Annotated in this window: 18 protein-coding genes; 12 read left to right on the top strand and 6 right to left on the bottom strand. The window is 68.0% G+C overall.

The annotated features are described in order from the left end of the window. Positions 1–48 precede the first annotated feature (48 nt). On the top strand, positions 49–1,623 hold the full coding sequence (locus G6N18_RS04805; protein ID WP_083005144.1) for an NACHT domain-containing protein: 1,575 nt from the start codon (positions 49–51) through the stop codon (positions 1,621–1,623). Further along, positions 1,614–2,813, top strand: a complete 1,200-nt coding sequence (locus G6N18_RS04800; protein WP_083005070.1) for a CHAT domain-containing protein — start codon at positions 1,614–1,616, stop codon at positions 2,811–2,813. The genes G6N18_RS04805 and G6N18_RS04800 overlap by 10 nt, the downstream gene beginning before the upstream one ends. On the opposite strand, the gene G6N18_RS04795 is transcribed toward G6N18_RS04800, so the two are convergent. After that, a complete protein-coding gene (locus G6N18_RS04795; RefSeq protein ID WP_067220372.1) occupies positions 2,814–3,224 on the bottom strand; it encodes a hypothetical protein in 411 nt (136 codons plus the stop codon). Positions 3,225–3,307: 83 nt separating this feature from the next. Here G6N18_RS04795 and G6N18_RS04790 point away from each other — a divergent pair, with 83 nt between their 5' ends. Together G6N18_RS04790 and G6N18_RS04785 are read left to right on the top strand one after the other, a co-directional pair. Next, entirely contained in the window at positions 3,308–4,606 is a 1,299-nt protein-coding gene (locus G6N18_RS04790; protein WP_083005067.1) for a hypothetical protein, read from the top strand. Then, positions 4,603–5,682 (top strand): hypothetical protein, encoded by a 1,080-nt coding sequence (locus tag G6N18_RS04785; protein WP_083005064.1) that lies wholly within the window; start codon positions 4,603–4,605, stop codon positions 5,680–5,682. Before G6N18_RS04790 ends, G6N18_RS04785 begins: the two co-directional genes overlap by 4 nt. On the opposite strand, the gene G6N18_RS04780 is transcribed toward G6N18_RS04785, so the two are convergent. Continuing rightward, a complete protein-coding gene (locus G6N18_RS04780; protein WP_083005061.1) occupies positions 5,676–5,987 on the bottom strand; it encodes a hypothetical protein in 312 nt (103 codons plus the stop codon). The two genes, G6N18_RS04785 and G6N18_RS04780, sit on opposite strands and share 7 nt — an antisense overlap. A 138-nt stretch (positions 5,988–6,125) precedes the next feature. On the opposite strand from G6N18_RS04780, the gene G6N18_RS04775 reads away from it, so the two are divergent. Continuing rightward, positions 6,126–6,422: a DUF732 domain-containing protein gene (locus G6N18_RS04775; RefSeq protein ID WP_067220358.1), complete on the top strand. Its 297-nt coding sequence runs from the start codon at positions 6,126–6,128 to the stop codon at positions 6,420–6,422. Positions 6,423–6,440: 18 nt separating this feature from the next. Here the strand turns inward: G6N18_RS04775 and lysX are convergent, their stop codons facing one another. After that, positions 6,441–9,743 carry a bifunctional lysylphosphatidylglycerol synthetase/lysine--tRNA ligase LysX gene (gene lysX / locus G6N18_RS04770; RefSeq protein ID WP_083005058.1) on the bottom strand — a complete coding sequence of 1,101 codons (3,303 nt, stop codon included), beginning with the start codon at positions 9,741–9,743 and terminating at the stop codon, positions 6,441–6,443. Positions 9,744–9,786: 43 nt separating this feature from the next. Then, the gene (locus G6N18_RS04765; RefSeq protein ID WP_083005055.1) at positions 9,787–10,146 is read right to left on the bottom strand and encodes a DUF1844 domain-containing protein; all 360 of its coding nucleotides are present in this window, start codon (positions 10,144–10,146) and stop codon (positions 9,787–9,789) included. 229 nt (positions 10,147–10,375) lie between these two features. Here G6N18_RS04765 and infC point away from each other — a divergent pair, with 229 nt between their 5' ends. Genes infC through G6N18_RS04745 form a run of 4 tightly spaced genes read left to right on the top strand, consistent with a single transcriptional unit; the run spans position 10,376 to position 12,384 of the window. Next, positions 10,376–10,963, top strand: coding sequence for a translation initiation factor IF-3 (infC, locus tag G6N18_RS04760; RefSeq protein WP_082949308.1), 588 nt, complete (start codon positions 10,376–10,378; stop codon positions 10,961–10,963). Positions 10,964–10,983: 20 nt separating this feature from the next. Next, positions 10,984–11,178, top strand: coding sequence for a 50S ribosomal protein L35 (gene rpmI / locus G6N18_RS04755; RefSeq protein ID WP_059099354.1), 195 nt, complete (start codon positions 10,984–10,986; stop codon positions 11,176–11,178). Between the two features lie 52 nt (positions 11,179–11,230). Next, on the top strand, positions 11,231–11,620 hold the full coding sequence (rplT, locus tag G6N18_RS04750; RefSeq protein ID WP_064395676.1) for a 50S ribosomal protein L20: 390 nt from the start codon (positions 11,231–11,233) through the stop codon (positions 11,618–11,620). A gap of 23 nt (positions 11,621–11,643) precedes the next feature. Then, positions 11,644–12,384, top strand: coding sequence for a TrmH family RNA methyltransferase (locus G6N18_RS04745; protein ID WP_083005052.1), 741 nt, complete (start codon positions 11,644–11,646; stop codon positions 12,382–12,384). Here G6N18_RS04745 and G6N18_RS04740 read toward each other — a convergent pair. Continuing rightward, positions 12,381–13,607 (bottom strand): acyl-CoA dehydrogenase family protein, encoded by a 1,227-nt coding sequence (locus G6N18_RS04740; RefSeq protein ID WP_067220342.1) that lies wholly within the window; start codon positions 13,605–13,607, stop codon positions 12,381–12,383. The two genes, G6N18_RS04745 and G6N18_RS04740, sit on opposite strands and share 4 nt — an antisense overlap. 5 nt (positions 13,608–13,612) lie before the next feature. After that, entirely contained in the window at positions 13,613–14,659 is a 1,047-nt protein-coding gene (locus G6N18_RS04735) for an oxygenase MpaB family protein (protein ID WP_067220339.1), read from the bottom strand. Positions 14,660–15,054: 395 nt separating this feature from the next. On the opposite strand from G6N18_RS04735, the gene G6N18_RS04730 reads away from it, so the two are divergent. The 3 genes from G6N18_RS04730 to pheT are packed head-to-tail and all read left to right on the top strand — an operon-like array spanning position 15,055 to position 19,436. Beyond that, entirely contained in the window at positions 15,055–15,867 is an 813-nt protein-coding gene (locus G6N18_RS04730) for an adenylate/guanylate cyclase domain-containing protein (RefSeq protein WP_179962411.1), read from the top strand. A 27-nt stretch (positions 15,868–15,894) separates the two neighbouring features. After that, positions 15,895–16,938 (top strand): phenylalanine--tRNA ligase subunit alpha, encoded by a 1,044-nt coding sequence (gene pheS / locus G6N18_RS04725; RefSeq protein ID WP_083005044.1) that lies wholly within the window; start codon positions 15,895–15,897, stop codon positions 16,936–16,938. After that, complete coding sequence (gene pheT, locus G6N18_RS04720) at positions 16,938–19,436, top strand: phenylalanine--tRNA ligase subunit beta (protein WP_083005041.1); 2,499 nt, start codon at positions 16,938–16,940, stop codon at positions 19,434–19,436. Before pheS ends, pheT begins: the two co-directional genes overlap by 1 nt. The last annotated feature ends 37 nt before the right edge of the window (positions 19,437–19,473 follow it).

The raw sequence follows: 19,473 nt of genomic DNA, 5'->3' as shown, positions 1-19,473 counted from the left end.
GAAGCGGCGGGCGTGCCTGGCACGCCCGCCGCTTTCTATGATTGCGCGGTGGCGATCCCCGCGGACCTCGAGCGCGCCCGTCTCCTGGGGTTCGCGGCCAACGAAGAGGCGGCGAAGGACCTGCTGCTGTCGTTGATCCCGCAGATCGAGCAGGCCGGCCGCGACGATTGGATGCTGGAGGTCTATGCGCTGCTCGGGGAGATCTATCTCGTCCGCACGGCATACAACGGGACCGAGGAGTGCCTGCAGCGCATCCGCGACTGCCTGGCCGCCTACACGGACACGACCACAGAGACCGAGCGGATGGTGCGCCGGTACTCGCGTCGGGCGCAGTTCCTGGAGATCGGCTTGGCCGCTGCGCACGGCGACCACGAGGCCGCCGAGGCCGCGCTCATCGCGCTGACCGACGACGGGCCCGTTCCCGGACTCGCCGACGAACACCGGTTCCTGATCACCTACGCCGAGATCCTGTGTGCGGTCGCGCTCTGCGACGACGATCTGCACGTGAAGTCGATTCCGCTGTGGCAGCGGGTGATCGATGTCATCGAACGCCCCGGCGACGGCAGCGCGTATCACGATCACCTGCTCGTCCTAGGGGCCATCGGGTACGGCAGGTTCTGTGTCGAGACCGGACGGCTGTCCGAGGCGGAACCGTGGCTGCGGCGAGCGGGAGCCCGGGCGGCGGCGCGGGAGTGGAAGCTGGCGATGTCGCGAACACAGCTCGAACGGGCCACGGCGGCATGGTCGGCGGGGGACCGGGCGCAGGCGCAGACGCTTGTCCACGAGGCGTATCCCGCGATCGCCGAACACGCGCGCGCACATGACGTCTCACGGTGCTGGCTGTACTTCGGGCTGATCAGCATCTCGGTGCAGGCGCTCGACGACGCCGACGAGCGACTCGGTCACGCCGAGCGGCACTGGCGGGAGATCGAGAAGCCGTTGCACATCCACCGACTTCTGTTGCAGCGCAGTTGGGTCGACATCTTCCGCGGCGACTTCGCTTCCGCGGTCGAGCGCGTCGCCGAGGCTCGCGAGTTGCTCGACGCCTGGCCCCGACACAGCTGGCTTCAGTACGCGCGGCTGGACGACCAACTCGGCAACATCTGGCGCGCCGATGCGCAAGCCGATCCAGCCAACGCCGCGCAGAAGCTGGAGCAGGCCGCCGAACTCAAAGTCCCCGCGGCGCTGGCTGTCGACTCGGTCCGGCACGCAATACCCGATGCCGACGCCCGGATGCGCTGGGCGACATACGTCTCCGCGCCGATTCTCGCCGGCGCCTTCGCCGTCGCATGGGAGTGGGGTAACACGGACCTCGTGAGCGAGCTGATCGAATATCACAGCGCACGTGGCACGTTCAGCTCCGAGCCCGTGTCCGCCGACACGCTGACGTGGGCCGACACCGCGACCGCGGCGGTACCGGTGGAGTCCGTGGAGGAGTATGCCCTCGTCGCCGCCGGTCCCGCGGTCGTCGGTGGCGCGTCGCTGACCAAGCTGGGCCCGTTGCCGCCGCTGGTGATGGATCCGACCGGCACGCCCATCATCGGTCGTTACCGCGCGCTCGCCGCCGAGAGGTACGGTCGCGACGTCACCGCGGACGAGCCCGCGTGGCCCACATGGCCCTGACCGGCACCCTCGTACTGCGGTTCGCCGATGTCGGTGTCGCGACGTACGCCAGCCTGCGGGTCGTCGGCGACCCGGCGAAGACCGTCACCTGGGTGGTCGAGCAGTCCGACCTCCTGGCCGCGGTGGACTGTCTGGGCGACGCCCTGCCCGACCCGGTCGGGGCGGAAAGCCGTCTTGACGCGCTCAAGCGTGCGATCACCGAGGGTGCATTCTCCGCGCCCACAAGCGAATTCGAACTCGCACGCACGCTGGGCGCGCGTTTGATCGCACCCGCGGCCTGGCAGCTGCTTCTCGACCATGCGTCGTCACCGCGCGCCACGCTGTTCGTGTCCCCGAGCGCGCGCCTGGCCAGAATGCCGTGGGGCCTGTTCGCAATGCCCGCCGACGAGGGCCACCGGCTGATGGAGCTCCTCGAGGTGCTGCTGGCCCCGCCGCCGAACATCGTCAATGCGCCGCGCACATCCGCGGGCTGGGGCAGCCGGTGCGACAACCCGGCACTGTTGGTTCTCGACCCGCGGGTGCCCGATCAGCGGCCGGACTCGGCACTGGGTTCCGTCCTCGGTCGACCGGCGCCGGATACGGTGCTGGCCCGTCATTTCGCAGACCTGGCGGCGCGTCGCCCGCTGTTGCCCGACGCGCCGGCCGTGGTGGACTTGTTCCGGCGCACCGACGCCGACCGGCGGTGGCTTGCCGGGCTGCTCGCCCGACAGCCCAGCCGAATGTTGTATGTCGGCCACGCCACCGCCGCCGACGGCGACGTCGGTCATGCGGACCGCGCCGCGCTGCACCTTGCCGAAGACCGTCCGCTCACTGCGGGTGAACTGATGTCGTCGAGGTTGCCGTTCCCGCCCCGGGTCGCGCTGCTGGCGTGCGCATCCGGCGGTGATTACCAGTTCGACGAGGCCAGTGGGCTGGTGGCGGCGACGATCCTCGGTGGGGCGCAACTGGTCACGGCCACGCTGTGGTCGTTGCCGACGACGGCGGGATACCGCCGGTTCGCCGAGTCGGACGCCGACCCGATGGGCGAAGCGATCGTCGCCGTCGACCGCGCCCACGAAGCCGACGATGCAGGCTGCGCGGTGAACCGCTGGCAACGGCAACGGATGCGGGATTGGCGTGTCGGCGACCGGACCGCCAGCCCGCTGTACTGGGCGGCGCTGGTCAGCTTCGCCGTCGACGGTGCGCGTTGATCATGCCGGAGAAACACAGATCGCGACGGCGGACTCGTCACCTGACCGGTAGTACGTGTCGATGATGCTGCCGGGGGAGACCTTCGGCAGCGCGGAGGCGGGCACCAGCGCCGTCTCCCGGACGGGAAACTGTCCGCCCTCAGGCTTTTTGACCATCACATCGAGCTCGATCTCGCGGTAGTCCTCGAGCGTCTGCCCGGTCGGGCGCATCGCGGTGACGACCGCGCGGGCTCGGATGCCGTGGCGGATCAGCTCGAGTCGGTGGCGGGTGAGCAGGCCCTTGCGCACCATCATCTGATCGAATTCGGCGCGCGCGGCCAGAATGTCGTGCGCGGTCACCAGGCGCTCGTCGGCCTCGTCGCACACCGACCGCGGGATACGCCTGAAGGACGCGAACAGCGCAGTGAACATGTCCTCAGGGTCCGGTGGCCGCACCGCTACCGAACCCAAGTTTGCGGCTGTCAACCAGCGGACGTAGCTCCTATCCTGTCCTGATGAGCGCCGAGACGGCCGTCGCCGTCGCACATCCACGCAGGGCGGTGATCGACCGGGCGTGGCGCGCGCTCGGTTCCGGCGTCGAGGTGCTCAGCGGCGACGACGGTGGTCCGCTACGGCGAACAGTGAAGCGGATCATCGACCCGCTGGTGCTTCGGCTCCGATCGAACACCCAGTATTCGGCGCCGTTCGTGGCGCCCGAGGTGGCCGACGCGATGCATCACGTCATTGTCGGGCACGGCGCGCAATTGCGTGCCGCTGCAGCGTGGTTCGAGGTACTCAAACGCGAGCGTCGCCGGCTGCGTATCACTACCGGCAATGCCCAGGAGCTGTACTTTCCGGTCTGCTTCGAGTTGGCCGTCACCAAAGGCATGCCGTCTCAACAGGACTGCGGCGCCGAAGACGTGCTGCGGCAGATCCATGCCGATCGTGACCGCACCGCCATCGAGGTGCTCAACCGGTTCGTGTCCGACGAGAAGGTGATCGCCGAGTTGTCGAAGCAACTCCGCCGCAGTTGGCGCGACGTGCACGCGGGTGGCGAGATCTCCGGCCCATTCATGGCGGGATTGACCACGGTGCTCGGACCCGCCGACAGCCACGCCGCAACCGCCGCCCGGCAACGGGTTTGGCACGCGCTGGTCGCCGACGCGGCACCCTACAACCTGGGGGCCAGGGCGCGGAGTGGGACGGAGCTGCCGTGGTCGATCGTCGACCTCGGCCTCAGTGCTGTTGAGCCGCAACAGCCGCCGGCCGTCACCGGCGGTGCCGACAACGACCGTCCCCTCGACCGCAGCGTGGTCGACCGGGTGCGCGCGACGCTGCGCCGGGCCATGGACCGCGACGAACTACCCGACGTGCCGACGTTGTGCGCCGAAGAGGTCGACCGCGTGTGCGCGCCGTGGGGCCTGCTCGCCGAGGACAAGCAGGCCACCCTGGTCGCCGGTATCGAGGTCGCGGTGGAGTTGGCCCCGCTGGCGGACTGCGCACCGACCTACGAGTTGGCCCGGCAGATCCAGGCACGGCTGCGCAAGGAGGCCTACGTAATGCACGCCCGCCGCTACCTCGCCGAGGGCGGCCCGATCCATCCGCGCCAACAGCAGGTGATCGACGACCTCGCGGCGTTCGCGCGGCCGTATCTGAGTCGGCTGTGGGCGCGGCTGCACGGACGCGACGTGTGGCAGGAACCGTGTGTCGACGTCGACGAGGTCCGCTCGGTGCTGGAAGGCGTGGCGAGATCGGTGAGCCTCGACCACCGGCAGCGGATCAAGACCATGCTCGAGCTGCAGGTCGCCGGATGAGACTGATCGCAGATTCGGGACTCTGGGCCACCGGGCCGCTCGTGAGGCCGACTCCACTCGTGGCGGTGCTGGAGGTCAGCGGTGCGGTGCTGTCGTGGATCGTCGACGACGCGGCTGAGCCGCAGATCACGTTCACCGATCCCGCCCGAGCCGACTGGCTGTGGCGCGTGGTGGGTGAGTCCGGTCATCAAGCCGTCGCGTCCGCGTTGGATGGTCGCACTCCACTCGACAGCGTCGAGGTGGACGGCGTGAACCTGCTGCCCGGTCCGGTGGAACCGCTGCGCAGGCTGGCGCTCGGGCATTGGCTGCGACGTTGGTGGCCGGTCAGCCAGCGCGATGCAATCCCGGTGCTCGACAGCGCCATCCTGGATGCCGAAGTCGCGCTGCTGACTGCCGCGGCGCAGGACTACTTCGGCGATGACACCTTCGATTCGGAGCTGACCTATCTGCTGGCGCCGCACGCAGCCAGGCTGAATGCGGCTGCGCAGGAAGGCGATTTGCGGGTCGTTGCGCTCGTCGACGGGTGCCGAAACATCGCCGACGACATCGGCCTCGCGTTGGACGCGGAACCGGCGACAAGTCGGCGTGACGATTACGCGCTCGCGGCCGGGGCGCAGGCACGTGGTCGGGGCGCGGGCGTCATCGCCGGCGGCACCACGTCGATCAACTGGGGCGCCGTACCGCCGGGCATCTTCGACGCCGCGGACGGCACCGTCGACTGGACCGTCGAACTGGACGGCGATGTCGTCAACGGGGTGATCGGCGCGGAGTTGACGGGTCTGGGCTCACCGCGTGGCATCGCGGTGCGGTTGCAGTCTGGCACTGTCGGCGGAGCGGGGGCGCTCGGGGCGGACGGGCGTGCCACGGTCCCGCTTGCCGATCCGGAGCGGGGGCCGCTCACGGAACATGCTGCCTGGAACCACGATTGGCAGGACACGACGGTGACTATTGGTGTCGATGTCGGCGAGTCGGTGCAGACCCGCGAGCGGGTGCGAGCGTTCGCCCAGTCGCGGTTGCATCAGCCGGCCGCCGACGCGTTCCTGGCTGAGATCCTGGCCGCCGAATCGGATTACTGAGAGTCGTCGGACTGCTTGTTCATCTGCTCGCGGATTCGATCGAGTCGCTCGGCGGCCGCGCGCTGTCGCTCGTCGTACTGCTCGGCGACGCTGCGGCCCTCCGGTGTCTCCGCGGCGAGTTCGGACGCGCCGATCGCGGTGCCGTACCGGGTTTCGATCTTCTCTTGCACGGATTCGAACGTCGGGACACCGCCCGGGGTATATCCGCTGTCGACCGGCTCGACGGGGGTGGTGGCCTCGGGTTCTGGCTCCACGGTCTCGGCGTCGACCGCGGGTTCCGGGGCGGGTGGCGGTTCGTCCGGCATGCCGCTCACGGTACCCCTTGGCGGAGCGCCGGCTTGGGGCAAATAATGACGGGAGCGATAATTTCGGTGAAAACATCGCGGAGCAGTGCCGTGCCGCGTAGCGTATCGCCGTTGGCAAACCATCGAGAGGAGCCCAACATGCGCGGTGCCACCCTCTTTTCAGCGGTCGTCGCGGTCGGCCTGGCGATCGCCACCGCCGCGCCGGCCCTCGCCGACGAAACCGACGATGTGTTCGTCTCTGTGATCGAAGCCGAGGGCATCCCGTTCTCGACGCCCGAGGACGCCATCGTCCTCGCTCACGCGGTATGCGATTACGTGGCCGCGGGCCAGGCCCCAGAACAGGTGGCCGTCGAGATCAGCGAACCCGCCAACTGGACCGTCGAGCAGAGCGGGTTCTTCGTCGGTGCTGCGACGCAGTCGTATTGCCCGGCGTAGCACCCGCTTTCGGCCGCGCTAACGCGGCTTGGCCAACGGGAACGGGAGCGTCTCACGGATGCTGCGACCGGTGATCAGCATGACGACGCGGTCCACGCCCATGCCGAGCCCACCCGTCGGCGGCATCGCGTACTCCATGGCCTGCAGGAAATCCTCGTCGAGTTCCATCGCCTCGGGATCGCCGCCCGCGGCCAGCAGCGACTGCTCCTGCAACCGCCTTCGCTGCTCTACCGGATCGGTGAGTTCGCTGTAGGCGGTGCCAAGTTCGACGCCCCACGCCACCAGGTCCCAGCGTTCGGCGACACCGGCAATGCTGCGGTGCGGCCGGGTCAGCGGAGACACCGACGTCGGGAAGTCCTTGTAGAAGGTCGGCTCTTCGGTACGGTCCTCGACCAGCCGCTCGTAGAGTTCCAGCACCACCGCGCCGGCATCCCAGTGCGTCAGGTACGGGATGTCGGCGCCGTCGCACAGCTTGCGCAGCGTCGCCAGGTCGGTGTCCGGGCCGATCTCCTCGCCGAGCGCCTCCGACACCGCGCCGTGCACGGTGTTGACCGTCCACTGCCCCGAGATGTCGACGGGTTCGAGCGCGCCGTCGTCACGGGGTCGGTAGAACACCTGCGAGCCGTTGGCAGCCTCGGCCGCGTTCTGGATCAACTCGCGGCAACCGTCGATCCACACGTTGTAGTCGGCGTGCGCCTGATACGCCTCCAGCAGTGTGAATTCCGGATTGTGGCTGAAATCCACGCCCTCGTTGCGAAATGCCCGTCCCAGCTCGAAGACTCGCTCGACCCCGCCGACGCACAGCCGCTTGAGATAGAGCTCGGGCGCGATGCGCAGGTAGAGGTCGAGGTCGTAGGCGTTGATGTGGGTCAAGAACGGGCGGGCGTTCGCGCCACCGTGGATCTGCTGCAGGATCGGGGTCTCGACCTCGAGGAATCCCTTGCCGACCAACGTTTCGCGGATCGCATGCAGCACACCGCTTCGGGCCCGGATCAGGTCGCGGGCATCGGTGTTGATCGCCAGGTCGACGTAACGGGCCCGCACCCGGGCCTCCTGATCGGTCAACCCTTTCCACTTGTCCGGCAACGGACGCAGACACTTGCCGATCAACCGCCAACCGTGCACCAGCAGCGAACGGGTGCCCTTCTTGCTGTGGCCCATCGTGCCGGACACCTCGATCAGGTCGCCCAGGTCGATGGCGTGGGTGAAGTCGGCCGTCGTCCCCGACTCGAGCCGCGAATTGTCCAGCAGCAGTTGGACTTCACCGGACCAGTCCCGCAACTGGGCGAACAGCACGCCGCCGTAGTCGCGGCTGCGCAGCACCCGGCCCGCGACCGTCACCGGAACGCTGTCCTCGGCCCCGATGGCGGCCACGATGGTGTGCGATGGCGCGCTGCCGACGGGGTAGGCGTCGATCCCGTTGTCCTGCAACGCCTTGAGCTTGGTCATCCGCACCCGAACCTGTTCGGGCAGCCGCGGCTCGTCGCCGTCGGACAGGTCCGCCTCCAGGCCGCTGAGGTCCGGGGCCGTGCCGTCATGGTGCAGCAGTCCCGTCGCCATCAGATTTCGCGGTACCGCGGTGTGGTGTCCGGTGTGCGGCTGCTCATGGCGCCGCGAGAACGGCAGCACGAGAAAGCCTTCGGCGATCACCGATGCCACCCCGACCCGCGGAACCAGTCGGGCGTCTTCGTAACAGGCGTAGCGCGGCACCCATTCCGGTTGGTATTTCATGTTCGAGCGGTACAGCGTCTCGAGTTGCCACCACCGCGAGAAGAACACCAGAAGGCCGCGCCACAGCCGTGCGACCGGGCCGGCGCCCAGTTGCGCGCCCTGCTCGAAAGCCGAGCGGAACATCGCGAAATTCAACGAAATCCGAGTGATGCCAATGTCTTCGGCCTGCATACACAGTTCGCTGACCATCAGCTCGATGGTGCCGTTGGGGGATTGGGGTGAACGGCGCATCAAATCCAGCGAGACGCCGTTTGTGCCCCACGGCACCAGCGAGAGCATCGCGACCACTTGGTCTTGCTGCACGGCCTCCACCAGCAGGCAGTCACCGTCGGCGGGGTCGCCGAGCCGGCCCAGTGCCATCGAGAAACCACGCTCGTCATCGGTGTCGCGCCAGGTGTCGGCCCGCGCGATGACATCGGCCATCTCCTCGGCGCTGAGTTCGCGGTGCCTGCGGATGCGCACGCTGGTGCCCGCGCGCCGGGCCCGTGTCACCGCCTGTCGGACTGCGCGCATGTCCGGTCCGGAGAGCCGGAATGCGTCGGGATGCAGGATGGCTTCGTCGCCGAGTTGCAAGGCGTTGAGCCCCGCCGTGCGGAACGCCTCCGCGCCGGCGGAGCTGGCACCCATCACGCCTGGCGCCCAGCCGTAGGCTTGACACAGCGCCAACCATGCGTCGATTGCCGCGGCCCATGCTTTCGGATCGCCGACGGGGTCGCCGCTGGCCAGGCAGACACCCACCTCGACGCGGTAGGTGATGGCGGCTCGCCCGTTGGGGGCGAACACCACCGCCTTGTCGCGGCGCGTCGCGAAATAGCCGAGTGAGTCGTTTTTACCGAACAACTCCAGCAGCCCGCGCAGCGCGGATTCGTCCTCGCCGGTGAGGGCGTTGTCGGCGCGTTGGGACTGAAAGAGCACGATCGCCGCGACCATCAGGGCCACCGCACCGAACAGCCCGAGCAGCGCGTTGACGAGTACATGCGGATGTCCGGAGAAGTTGGACGAGTCCGCGCCCGCGAACGCGCCCACCCGGTTCAGCGCGTACCAGAGTCGGTCATCGCGGGCCAGCGAGCCGGGGAACAACTCGAGCAGCCCCCACCCGATCGCCGTACCGATCGCCAGACCCGCCGCCAGCACGGCCGCCGCCTTGAGCAGCGCCCCGCGGCGCACTTTCGCCCAGAATTCGCGACGGGCCAAGAGCAGGAAAAGGATCGCGGCGACGTGGAAGACGAGCCCGATCACCTCGCCGATCTCCTGCATCACCGCTTCGTCGCCGGTGATCAGGTCAGCGACGTTCCAGCCGGCCGCGGCCACCATGTAGCCGAGGAGGATCCACCACGCGATGCTCTTGCGTGCCGCCAGGGCGGCGGCCAGCAGCGCCAGCACGAACGCCCACGCGAAGCTGGTGTCGGGGAAGTTGAAGATGTGATCGTTGACGAACTCGCGCGGCACCTTGATGACCGACCGTACGAACGGCGAGATGCTCGCCAACAACGACAGCGTGGCGATGATGCCTACTGTCCACCCGGCCGCCGCGGGCACCCACCGATACCCGGACCTGCGGCGTGTGCTGGGCAGGCTGGCGACGGTCATAGGCCGCGACATTATTCGGTTGTGACGCGAAATGGGTGGTGACTCACGACCAGACGGGACCGGTGTATTTCTCGCCGGGACCTTGCCCGGGTTCGTCCGGCGAGGCGCTGGCTTCGCGGAACGCCAACTGCAGCGTCTTCAGCCCGTCGCGGACCGGTCCGGCGTGCGGTCCGAGGTATTCGGCAGAGGCGGTGACCAACCCGGCCAGCGCGGTGATCAACCGGCGCGCCTCGTCGAGATCGCGGTGCGGACAGTCGTCCGGGTGCTCGGCCGACAAGCCGAGTTTCTCCGCGGCGGCGCTCATCAGCATGACCGCCGACCGGGTGATCACCTCAACGGCGGGAATGTCGGCCAGGTCGCGGGTCGGCGGCTGCGCAGATGAGGATTCAGGAAACTCGGTCATGGCTGTTAGACTGGCATGCGCGACCGTCCCGGCAAACGCCAGGGACAGCAAGTGGAGTCCCCCTCCCACCGCTGGCCACAGGAATGATCCGAAGGCTCAGCGGTCCGGTCACAGGCATCCTATGCCTGTCCTGGTCGGCTGTGGGCCCTGCTGTGAGCAGGGCTTTTCTGTTCGGTTGAGCAGATTGCTGACGGAAGTGGGCTCCTAGAAGACAACAGTAGGAGGCCCCATCAGCACTGAGACCCGCGTCAACGAGCGCATCCGCGTACCTGAAGTCCGCCTGATCGGACCGGGCGGTGAGCAGGTAGGCATCGTGCGCATCGAAGATGCACTCCGCGTCGCCGCGGATGCCGATCTCGATCTCGTCGAAGTAGCACCGGATGCGAAACCGCCGGTTTGCAAGATCATGGACTACGGAAAGTTCAAATACGAGACGGCTCAGAAGGCACGCGAGTCTCGCAAGAACCAGCAACAGACCGTCGTCAAGGAACAGAAGCTTCGTCCCAAGATCGACCCGCACGACTACGAGACCAAAAAGGGTCACGTGATCCGCTTCCTCGAGGCGGGGTCGAAGGTCAAGGTGACGATCATGTTCCGCGGGCGCGAGCAGTCGCGGCCCGAGTTGGGCTTCCGCCTCCTGCAGCGGCTGGGCGCCGACGTCGCCGACTACGGCTTCGTCGAGACGTCCGCCAAGCAGGACGGCCGCAACATGACGATGGTGCTGGCCCCGCACCGCGGCGCGAAGACTCGCGCCAAGGCGGCCCAGCAGGCCGAGGGCTCAGCAGAGCCGGCCGCCGCACCCGACAGAACCAGTTAGAACGACAGAGCAGAGGACATATGCCCAAGGCGAAGACCCACAGCGGCGCTTCCAAGCGGTTCCGGCGTACCGGGACCGGCAAGATCGTGCGCCAGAAGGCCAACCGTCGCCACTTGCTCGAGCACAAGCCGAGCACCAGGACCCGGCGTCTCGAAGGCCGCACAGGCGTGTCGGCCAACGACACCGCCCGCGTCAAGAAAATGCTCAACGGCTGACCGTAGTCATCTCGTATGACATCTCGTACGACCTGAACGAAGGAACACTCCCATGGCACGCGTCAAGCGCGCAGTCAACGCCCAGAAGAAGCGGCGCACCATACTCAAGGCATCCAAGGGCTATCGGGGCCAGCGGTCGCGGCTCTATCGCAAGGCCAAAGAGCAGCAGTTGCATTCGCTCAACTACGCCTACCGCGACCGCCGCGCCCGCAAGGGCGAGTTCCGCAAGCTGTGGATCTCTCGCATCAACGCCGCGGCCCGGGCCAACGACATCACCTACAACCGGCTGATCCAGGGCCTGAAGGCCGCCGGGGTCGAGGTGGACCGCAAGAACCTCGCCGAGATCGCCGTCAGTGATCCGGCCGCGTTCACCGCGTTGGTGGAGGTCGCCAAGGGTGCGCTGCCCGCGGATGTGAACGCGCCGTCGGGCGAGGCTGCCTGACTCTCACCGAACGCTCCGCCCGGGTGGCCGCAGCGGTCAAGCTGCACCGCCACGTTGGACGACGCCGCGCCGCGCGCTTCCTTGCCGAGGGGCCCAACCTCGTCGAGGCGGCGCTGCGGCGCGGACTCGTATCCGAGGTGTTCGTCACCGAAGCCGCACTGGACCGGTTCAGTCCGATGCTGGCCGACGCACCCGTGCACGTCGTCACTGAGCGGGCCGCAAAAGCGTTGTCGGAGACCGTGACTCCGGTCGGGCTGGTCGCGGTGTGCTCCACACCGGAGACATCGCTGCGCGACGTGCTGGCCGGTTCTGCGCGGCTGGTGGCGGTCGCGGTGGAAATCTCCGAGCCGGGCAACGCCGGCACGCTGATCCGCATCGCCGATGCGATGGGCGCTGACGCCGTCGTGCTCGCCGGCCACAGTGTCGACCCGTACAACGGCAAGTGCCTGAGAGCGTCCGCGGGCAGCATCTTCTCGATCCCCGTGGTCTCTGGGAGCGATGCAGAGCAAGCCATTACGGCGTTGCGTGACGCGGGTCTGCAAGTGCTGGCCACCACCGTCGACGGCGAGATGTCGTTGGACGACGTGGACCTGACCGCGCCGACGGCATGGTTGTTCGGGCCCGAAGCACACGGCCTGTCAACCGAATTGGCCACCATGGCCGATCACCGGGTGCACATCCCGATGCCGGGGCGCGCCGAGAGCCTCAACGTGGCCTCCGCCGCGGCGATTTGCCTGTACCAGAGCGCGCACGCTCGGCCCTAGCTCAACAACCCCCGTGCCACGTGAGTGATCTGCACCTCGTTGCTGCCGGCGTAGATCATCAGCGACTTGGCGTCGCGCGCCAACTGCTCGACGCGGTACTCGGTCATGTAACCGTTGCCGCCGAACAACTGCACGGCCTCCATCGCGACGTCCGTCGCGGCCTGCGAGCAGTACCACTTGATCGCCGACGCCTCCGGTAGCGAGATCGCGATGCCCGCCTGAGCCGCTTCGATGACCCGGAACAGCATGTTGCGCACGTTCATTCGAGCAACTTCCATGTTGGCCAGCTTGAGCTGGATCAACTGGAACTGAGCGATCTCCTGGCCCCACAGCGTTCGGCTCTTCGCATAATCGACCGACAGCCGCAGGCACTCCTCGATGACGCCCAACGCCATCGCGGCGACCCCGATGCGCTCGGCGGAGAAGCTCGACTTCGCGCTGGCGCGGCCGTCGCCGGCGGCGTCCTCCGTCTCACCGAGGAGACGATCGCGGCCCAGCCTGACGTTGTTGAAGAACAGCTCGCCGGTGCGCGAACTGTGAATCCCCATCTTACGGAACGGCTTCGACTGCACGAAGCCCTCCATGCCCCGGTCCAGGACGAAGGTCAGCACTTTGCGGTCGCGTTTCTCGACGCCCGGTTCGTCGAGTTTCGCGTACACCACCACCACATCGGCGTCCGGCCCGTTGGTGATGAACGTCTTCTGGCCGTTGAGAACGTAATCCTCACCGTCGCGCACGACGTAGGACTTCATGCCCCCGAAAGCGTCGGAGCCCGAATCGGGTTCGGTGATCGCCCAAGCGCCCACCTTGTCGTAGGTCACCAGGTCGGGCAGCCAGCGCTCCTGTTGAGCGAGCGTGCCGCGACTCATGATCGTCGGCACCGTCAGCCCCAGGCTCACACCCATCCCGGTGACGACACCCATCGACACCCGACACAGTTCGCTGACCACGACGAAACCCATCCCGCCGGCTCCATCTCCGAACATGCCGCCGCTCGACGGTTTGTCCGACGACTCGCCGCCGTCGCGCAATCGGGCCAGCCGCTTGTTCAGCGAGTCGCGGGCCATCTCGGTGATGCCGAACGTCGCGAACAGCTTACGCACGATGGGGTAGGGCTCCATCTCGCCGCTTTCCAGCGCGTCGACGTGCGGGCGGATTTCCTTGTCGACGAACTCGCGCACCGCGTCGCGCACGGCGAGATCGACATCAGACCATTCGAGCATGCCCCTCAGGCTGCCTTATGGCGTCCGCGGGCCGGACGCAGGCCCGCCAAAGAGAAGGTGGTGTGCACCAGAGAGCCGGCCCGGTCGAGCAGTGATCTGCGAGGCGGAACGTAGTGCATCGGCAGGTCGCGGCGGTCGCTCGGCGGCGCCATGAACGCGGGCGCCTCGACCAGCGGAGCGTCCGCGGCGAGCCGACCCTCTGCGCGGCGGTAGGCGGTCAAAGCCCTTGGGTGCAGACGGATTTCGTCCGGCACCGCGACGAACGCGAACTCGATCAGCTTCCCGAACAGGCGCAGCAGGACCTCATCGCCGGGCGTCCACCGCATGTTCGCCTTCTCACGCAAGGCTTCGTCGAACAACCCGGCGGCGATCCAGCGCTGCGCGCCGACCATCGGCTTGAAGATCTGATCCCAGACGCCGGTGGGCATCAACACGAACCAGGGCTTGGGAATGCGAATGGTGAAGATGTCGAGCGTGGCGCGATTGATCTCGAGCTCCTCGCGGCACTTGCGATCCCAGTACCGGCAGAACTCCTCCCAGCTGTCGGGCACCGGCCGCATGCTCATGCCGTACATCCGGTACCACTGCACGTGCTCGTCGAACAGCTGGCGCTTCTCGGCTTCGGTCAGCCCGCCGCAGAAGTACTCGGCGGTCTTGATGATCAGCATGAAGAAGGTGGCGTGGGCCCAGTAGAACGTCTCCGGATTGAGCGCGTGGTAGCGACGCCCCTCGGAGTCGACACCCTTGATCGTGGTGTGGTAGCTCCTGATCTGCTCTCCGGTCGTCATCGCGCGTTCGCCGTCGTAGACCACGCCCATGATCGGGTACACCGAGCGGGCGACGCGCTGCAGCGGCTCGCGCAGCAGGATCGAGTGGTCCTCGACGCCCGCGCCGAGCTGCGGGTACATGTTCTGGACCGCTCCGATCCACACGCCGAGCAGGCCGGTGCGCAGATCGCCGAAGTACTTCCACGTCAGCGAGTCCGGACCGAGGGGATGAGCCCGATCGGGACCCGGGTCGTCTACCTCGTTGGATGTCGCTTCGACCGTCATCGGATCCTCGCTGCCTGGCTCCTGGGGTTCACCGGACGAACACCACGATAATGTTGACAACGTATGTTGTCTACGATCGTGGCGGGTGTGGCGCCGCAGTGTTATCGACCCTCCATCGACCAGCCGCAGCCCTGTAACCAGGAACTACGATTCTGAGCTCGCGCATGCGTGCATAGTGCACCCGGGTGAGTCGTCATCCCTCGGCCCGGCGGTTGAGGCGGATGCGACTTCGCGAATCGGAGTCCGCTTTCGCGAATGGTCGTTTGCCGCCCCGGAGAACTGCCGCATAGGCTCGCCCTGTGGATGTCGAGTCGTTCGATGAACGATCCGGCGGCATCGGCGAAATCGAACAGCAACCGGATCGCGCCGAGCGGTCAGGACGGTCGCTGGCACCGATGGCGTGGCTGAAGGACACCAACCACAGCCCGTCTGTCATCGCGTTTTTGCGCCGGGCGCGGCGAGCCCTCCCCGGTGATCCCGAGTTCGGCGACCCCCTGTCGGTGTCCGGCGACGGCGGTCCCAGCGCGGCCGCCAGGGCCGCCGACCGGATTCTGGAGCGGGACGCGGTGTCGCGCGAGGTGAGCCTGGGCGCACTGCAGGTGTGGCAAGCCCTCACCGAGCGCGTGTCCGGCAAGCCCGCCAACCGTGAGGCGACGCTCGTCTTCACCGATCTCGTCGGGTTCTCGACGTGGTCGCTGAAGGCCGGCGACGAGGCCACGCTGCGGCTCCTGCGCCGGGTCTCGCAGGCCGTGGAGCCCCCGCTGCTCGAGGCCGGTGGGCACATCGTCAAGCGCATGGGCGACGGGCTGATGGCGGTGTTCTCCGACCCGACGACGGCGGTGCGGGCCGCGATCGTCGCGCGCGAGGCGGTGAAAGCCGTCGACGTCGACGGCTACACCCCGCGGATGCGGGTCGGCGTGCACACCGGCCATCCGCAACGGATCGGATCGGACTGGCTGGGCGTCGACGTCAACATAGCGGCACGGGTGATGGAACGCGCCACCCGAGGTGAGCTGGTGGTCTCACAGGACACCCTCAAGCGCATCCCGGCCGAGGAATTCGACTCACTGGGCGTGGTCGCCAAGCGCCTCCGCAAGCAGGTGTTCGCGCCCAAGCAGGACGGTGTGCCCGCCGACTTCGTCATGTACCGACTGAAAACCCACCGCCAGGCGGGCGGCGACGAGTCCGAAGACACCGCAGCGGAATAGCGTTCGAAGCATCGCTATGATCGCCGGGTGGCTGACCAGCCCGTAGACCTGTCCGAAGAAGCGCTGACCAAGGCCGTCAGCGCGGCTCGGCATGCGTTCGAGTTGGCGAACGATCTCGATGCGCTCGCGCGGACGAAAACCGAGCATCTCGGTGACCGGTCGCCGATCGCGTTGGCGCGCCAGTCGCTCGGCGCGCTGGCCAAGGCCGACCGGGCCGATGCGGGCAAGCGGGTGAACGTCGCCCGTGCGGAGGCGCAGCGCGCCTACGACGAGCGGTTGGCGACGCTGCGGGCGGAGCGGGACGCCGCGGTGCTGGTGGCCGAGCGCATCGACGTGACGCTGCCGTCGACGCGCCAACCGATCGGCGCCCGCCACCCGATCACGATCCTTGCCGAGCGCATCGCCGACACGTTCGTCGCGATGGGATGGGAACTGGCCGAAGGACCAGAGGTCGAGACCGAACAGTTCAACTTCGATGCGCTGAACTTCGCGCCCGACCACCCCGCGCGCAGCGAGCAGGACACGTTCCACATCGCCCCCGAGGGCTCGCGGCAGGTGCTGCGCACGCATACCTCACCGGTGCAGATCCGCACGCTGCTGGAACGCGAGCCACCGGTCTACATCATCTCCATCGGGCGCACATTCCGCACCGACGAACTCGACGCCACCCACACCCCGGTGTTCCACCAGGTCGAGGGCCTCGCAGTGGACAAGGGTCTGACGATGGCGCATCTGCGCGGCACGCTGGACGCGTTCGCCCGCTCGGAGTTCGGCCCGCAGGGACGCACTCGGTTTCGGCCGCACTTCTTCCCCTTCACCGAGCCGTCGGCCGAGGTCGACATCTGGTTCGAGAACAAGAAGGGCGGCCCAGGCTGGGTGGAATGGGGCGGCTGTGGCATGGTCCACCCGAATGTGTTGCGCGCCTGCGGAATCGACCCGAACGTGTACTCCGGTTTCGCATTCGGCATGGGCCTGGAGCGTACCCTTCAGTTCCGCAACGGCATTCCGGACATGCGCGACATGGTGGAGGGTGACGTCCGATTCTCGTTGCCGTTCGGAGTAGGAGCCTGATGCGGCTGCCGTACAGCTGGCTGCGCGACGTCGTTGCGGCGGGTGCCCCGGGTTGGGACGTGGCGCCGGACGAACTCGAGCAGACGTTGATCCGCATCGGTCATGAGGTCGAGGAGGTCATCCCGGTCGGACCGGTCGCCGGACCGCTCACGGTCGGACGGGTCGCCGAGATCGAGGAGCTCACCGAGTTCAAGAAGCCCATCCGGGCGGTCAAGGTGGACTTGGGTGAACCCGAGCTGCGCGACATCGTCTGCGGGGCAACCAATTTCGTTGCCGGCGATCTGGTCGTGGTGGCACTGCCCGGCGCTGTGCTCCCGGGCGACTTCACGATCGCCAGCCGCAAGACCTACGGCCGCATCTCCGACGGCATGATCTGTTCGACGGCCGAACTGCATTTGGGCACCGACCATTCCGGCATCCTGGTGCTGCCACCGGGCACCGCGGAGCCCGGCAGCCCCGCCGCGGACGTGCTCGGTCTCGACGACGTCGTGTTTCACCTGGCGATCACGCCCGACCGCGGCTACTGCCTGTCGGTACGCGGCATGGCCCGCGAGATCGCCGCCGCCTACGATCTCGACTTCGTCGACCCTGCCGATGTGGTGCCGCTGCCGGCCGACGGAGAGGCGCTGTCGCTCGCCGTCGAACCGGGCACCGGCGTGCTGCGCTTCGGGCTGCGCCCCGTGACCGGTGTCGATCCGGCCGCCGTCTCGCCGTGGTGGCTGCAGCGACGCCTGCTGCTGTCCGGCATCCGGGCCATCTCGCCCGCCGTCGACGTGACCAACTACGTGATGCTCGAGCTCGGCCATCCGATGCATGCCCACGATCGCGCTCTGATCTCGGGCGGCTTCCGCGTGCGATTCGCCGAGCCAGGGGAGACGGTGGTCACCCTCGATGACGTCGAACGCCGTCTCGACCCGGCCGATGTGCTGATCGTCGACGACGTCGCCACCGCCGCGATAGGCGGCGTGATGGGCGCAGGCACCACCGAGGTGCGCGAGAGCACCACCGACGTGCTGCTCGAGGCCGCGGTCTGGGACCCGGCCGCGGTATCGCGCACCCAACGGAGGCTGCACCTCTACAGCGAGGCGGGTCGGCGATACGAACGCACCGTCGACCCCGCGATCTCGGTCGCCGCGCTGGACCGCTGCGCTGCGCTGCTGGCCGAAATAGCCGGTGGCACAGTGCAGCCCAATTTGACCGACTGGCGCGGCGAGCCGCCACGGGAAGACTGGTCACTCCCGCCGGTGAGCATGGCGATCGACCTGCCCGACCGCACCGCCGGCGTCGGCTACCCCTCGGGCATCGCGCAACGGCGGCTCACCCAGATCGGCGCACACGTCACTGTCGCCGACGGCCAACTGACCGCCACCCCGCCGAGTTGGCGACCCGACCTGCGCCAGCCCGCCGACCTCGTCGAAGAGGTGCTGCGCCTGGAAGACCTGGAGTCCATCCCCTCGGAGTTGCCGAAGGCGCCGGCCGGCCGCGGCCTGACGCCGCTGCAGAAGCGTCGACGCGCGATAGGAAAAGCGTTGGGCCTCAATGGTTACGTGGAGGTCTTGCCCACGCCGTTTCTGCCCGCAGGCGTGTTCGACGACTGGGGCCTGCCGGCGGACGACCCCCGTAGGGCGACGACCGATGTACTCAACCCGCTGGAGTCCGACCGGCCGCAGCTGGCGACCACGCTTCTACCGGGTCTGCTGGAGGCTCTGAGCCGCAACGAGTCTCGCGGTACCCATGACGTGGCACTGTTCGCGATCCAACAGGTCGTCGAGCCCACGCCGGAGAACCGCGCCGTCGACCGGATTCCCACCGACCGGCGGCCCAAAGCCGACGAGATCGCGGCACTCGACGCGTCGCTGCCCAGACAGCCCCAGCACGTCGGCGTCGTGCTGGCGGGGCAGCGCGAGCCCGCGGGACCGTGGGGGCCCGGCCGCCAAGTGGACGCCAGTGATGCTTTCGAGGCGGTCCAGATCATCGCCCGCGCAGCTGGTGTCGATCTGCGCTTGCGCTCGGCGCAGCACCTGCCGTGGCACCCCGGCCGGTGCGCCGAGGTGGTGCTGGGCGACCGGGAGACCGGAATCGTCGTCGGCCACGCCGGTGAACTGCATCCCGCGGTCGTCGAGCGCTCGGGGCTGCCCAAGCGGACCTGCGCCCTCGAACTGAATCTGGACGCCGTTCCGATCGTCGAGCGGCTTCCCGCCCCGTCGGTGTCGCCGTTTCCCGCCGTGTTCCAGGACATCAGCCTCATCGTCGGGGAGGACGTGGCGGCGGCCAGCGTGGTCGACGCCGTCCGCGCCGGCGCGGGGCCGCTGCTCGAGGACGTGCGGTTGTTCGACGTCTACACCGGACCCCAGGTCGGCGAGGGCCGCAAATCGCTCGCATTCGCGCTTCGGTTCCGTGCCGCCGATCGCACGCTGACTGAAGATGAAGCCAGTGTCGCCCGCGAAGCGGCCGTACAAGCCGCGGCGGACAGAGTGGGCGCCGAGCAGCGCCGATAAAGCGCCCAGGTAATGGGTTTGCATATGCCTGCATAAC

Origin of the sequence: Mycolicibacterium celeriflavum (assembly GCF_010731795.1) — a bacterium.
GTDB lineage: Bacteria > Actinomycetota > Actinomycetes > Mycobacteriales > Mycobacteriaceae > Mycobacterium > Mycobacterium celeriflavum.
The sequence above is the reverse complement of the archived record's forward strand: the minus strand, read 5'-3'. Positions and strand labels throughout refer to the sequence as shown.

What these genes read in the sequence shown, in the direction of transcription:
- G6N18_RS04800 (WP_083005070.1), top strand. Translation starts at nt 1,614, where the DNA reads ATGGCCCTGACCGGCACCCTCGTACTGCGGTTCGCCGATGTCGGTGTC.
- G6N18_RS04780 (WP_083005061.1), bottom strand. Translation starts at nt 5,987, where the DNA reads ATGCCGGACGAACCGCCACCCGCCCCGGAACCCGCGGTCGACGCCGAG.
- G6N18_RS04775 (WP_067220358.1), top strand. Translation starts at nt 6,126, where the DNA reads ATGCGCGGTGCCACCCTCTTTTCAGCGGTCGTCGCGGTCGGCCTGGCG.
- G6N18_RS04795 (WP_067220372.1), bottom strand. Translation starts at nt 3,224, where the DNA reads ATGTTCACTGCGCTGTTCGCGTCCTTCAGGCGTATCCCGCGGTCGGTG.
- G6N18_RS04785 (WP_083005064.1), top strand. Translation starts at nt 4,603, where the DNA reads ATGAGACTGATCGCAGATTCGGGACTCTGGGCCACCGGGCCGCTCGTG.
- G6N18_RS04730 (WP_179962411.1), top strand. Translation starts at nt 15,055, where the DNA reads ATGGCGTGGCTGAAGGACACCAACCACAGCCCGTCTGTCATCGCGTTT.
- pheT (WP_083005041.1), top strand. Translation starts at nt 16,938, where the DNA reads ATGCGGCTGCCGTACAGCTGGCTGCGCGACGTCGTTGCGGCGGGTGCC.
- rplT (WP_064395676.1), top strand. Translation starts at nt 11,231, where the DNA reads ATGGCACGCGTCAAGCGCGCAGTCAACGCCCAGAAGAAGCGGCGCACC.
- G6N18_RS04790 (WP_083005067.1), top strand. Translation starts at nt 3,308, where the DNA reads ATGAGCGCCGAGACGGCCGTCGCCGTCGCACATCCACGCAGGGCGGTG.
- rpmI (WP_059099354.1), top strand. Translation starts at nt 10,984, where the DNA reads ATGCCCAAGGCGAAGACCCACAGCGGCGCTTCCAAGCGGTTCCGGCGT.
- G6N18_RS04740 (WP_067220342.1), bottom strand. Translation starts at nt 13,607, where the DNA reads ATGCTCGAATGGTCTGATGTCGATCTCGCCGTGCGCGACGCGGTGCGC.
- G6N18_RS04765 (WP_083005055.1), bottom strand. Translation starts at nt 10,146, where the DNA reads ATGACCGAGTTTCCTGAATCCTCATCTGCGCAGCCGCCGACCCGCGAC.
- lysX (WP_083005058.1), bottom strand. Translation starts at nt 9,743, where the DNA reads ATGACCGTCGCCAGCCTGCCCAGCACACGCCGCAGGTCCGGGTATCGG.
- G6N18_RS04735 (WP_067220339.1), bottom strand. Translation starts at nt 14,659, where the DNA reads ATGACGGTCGAAGCGACATCCAACGAGGTAGACGACCCGGGTCCCGAT.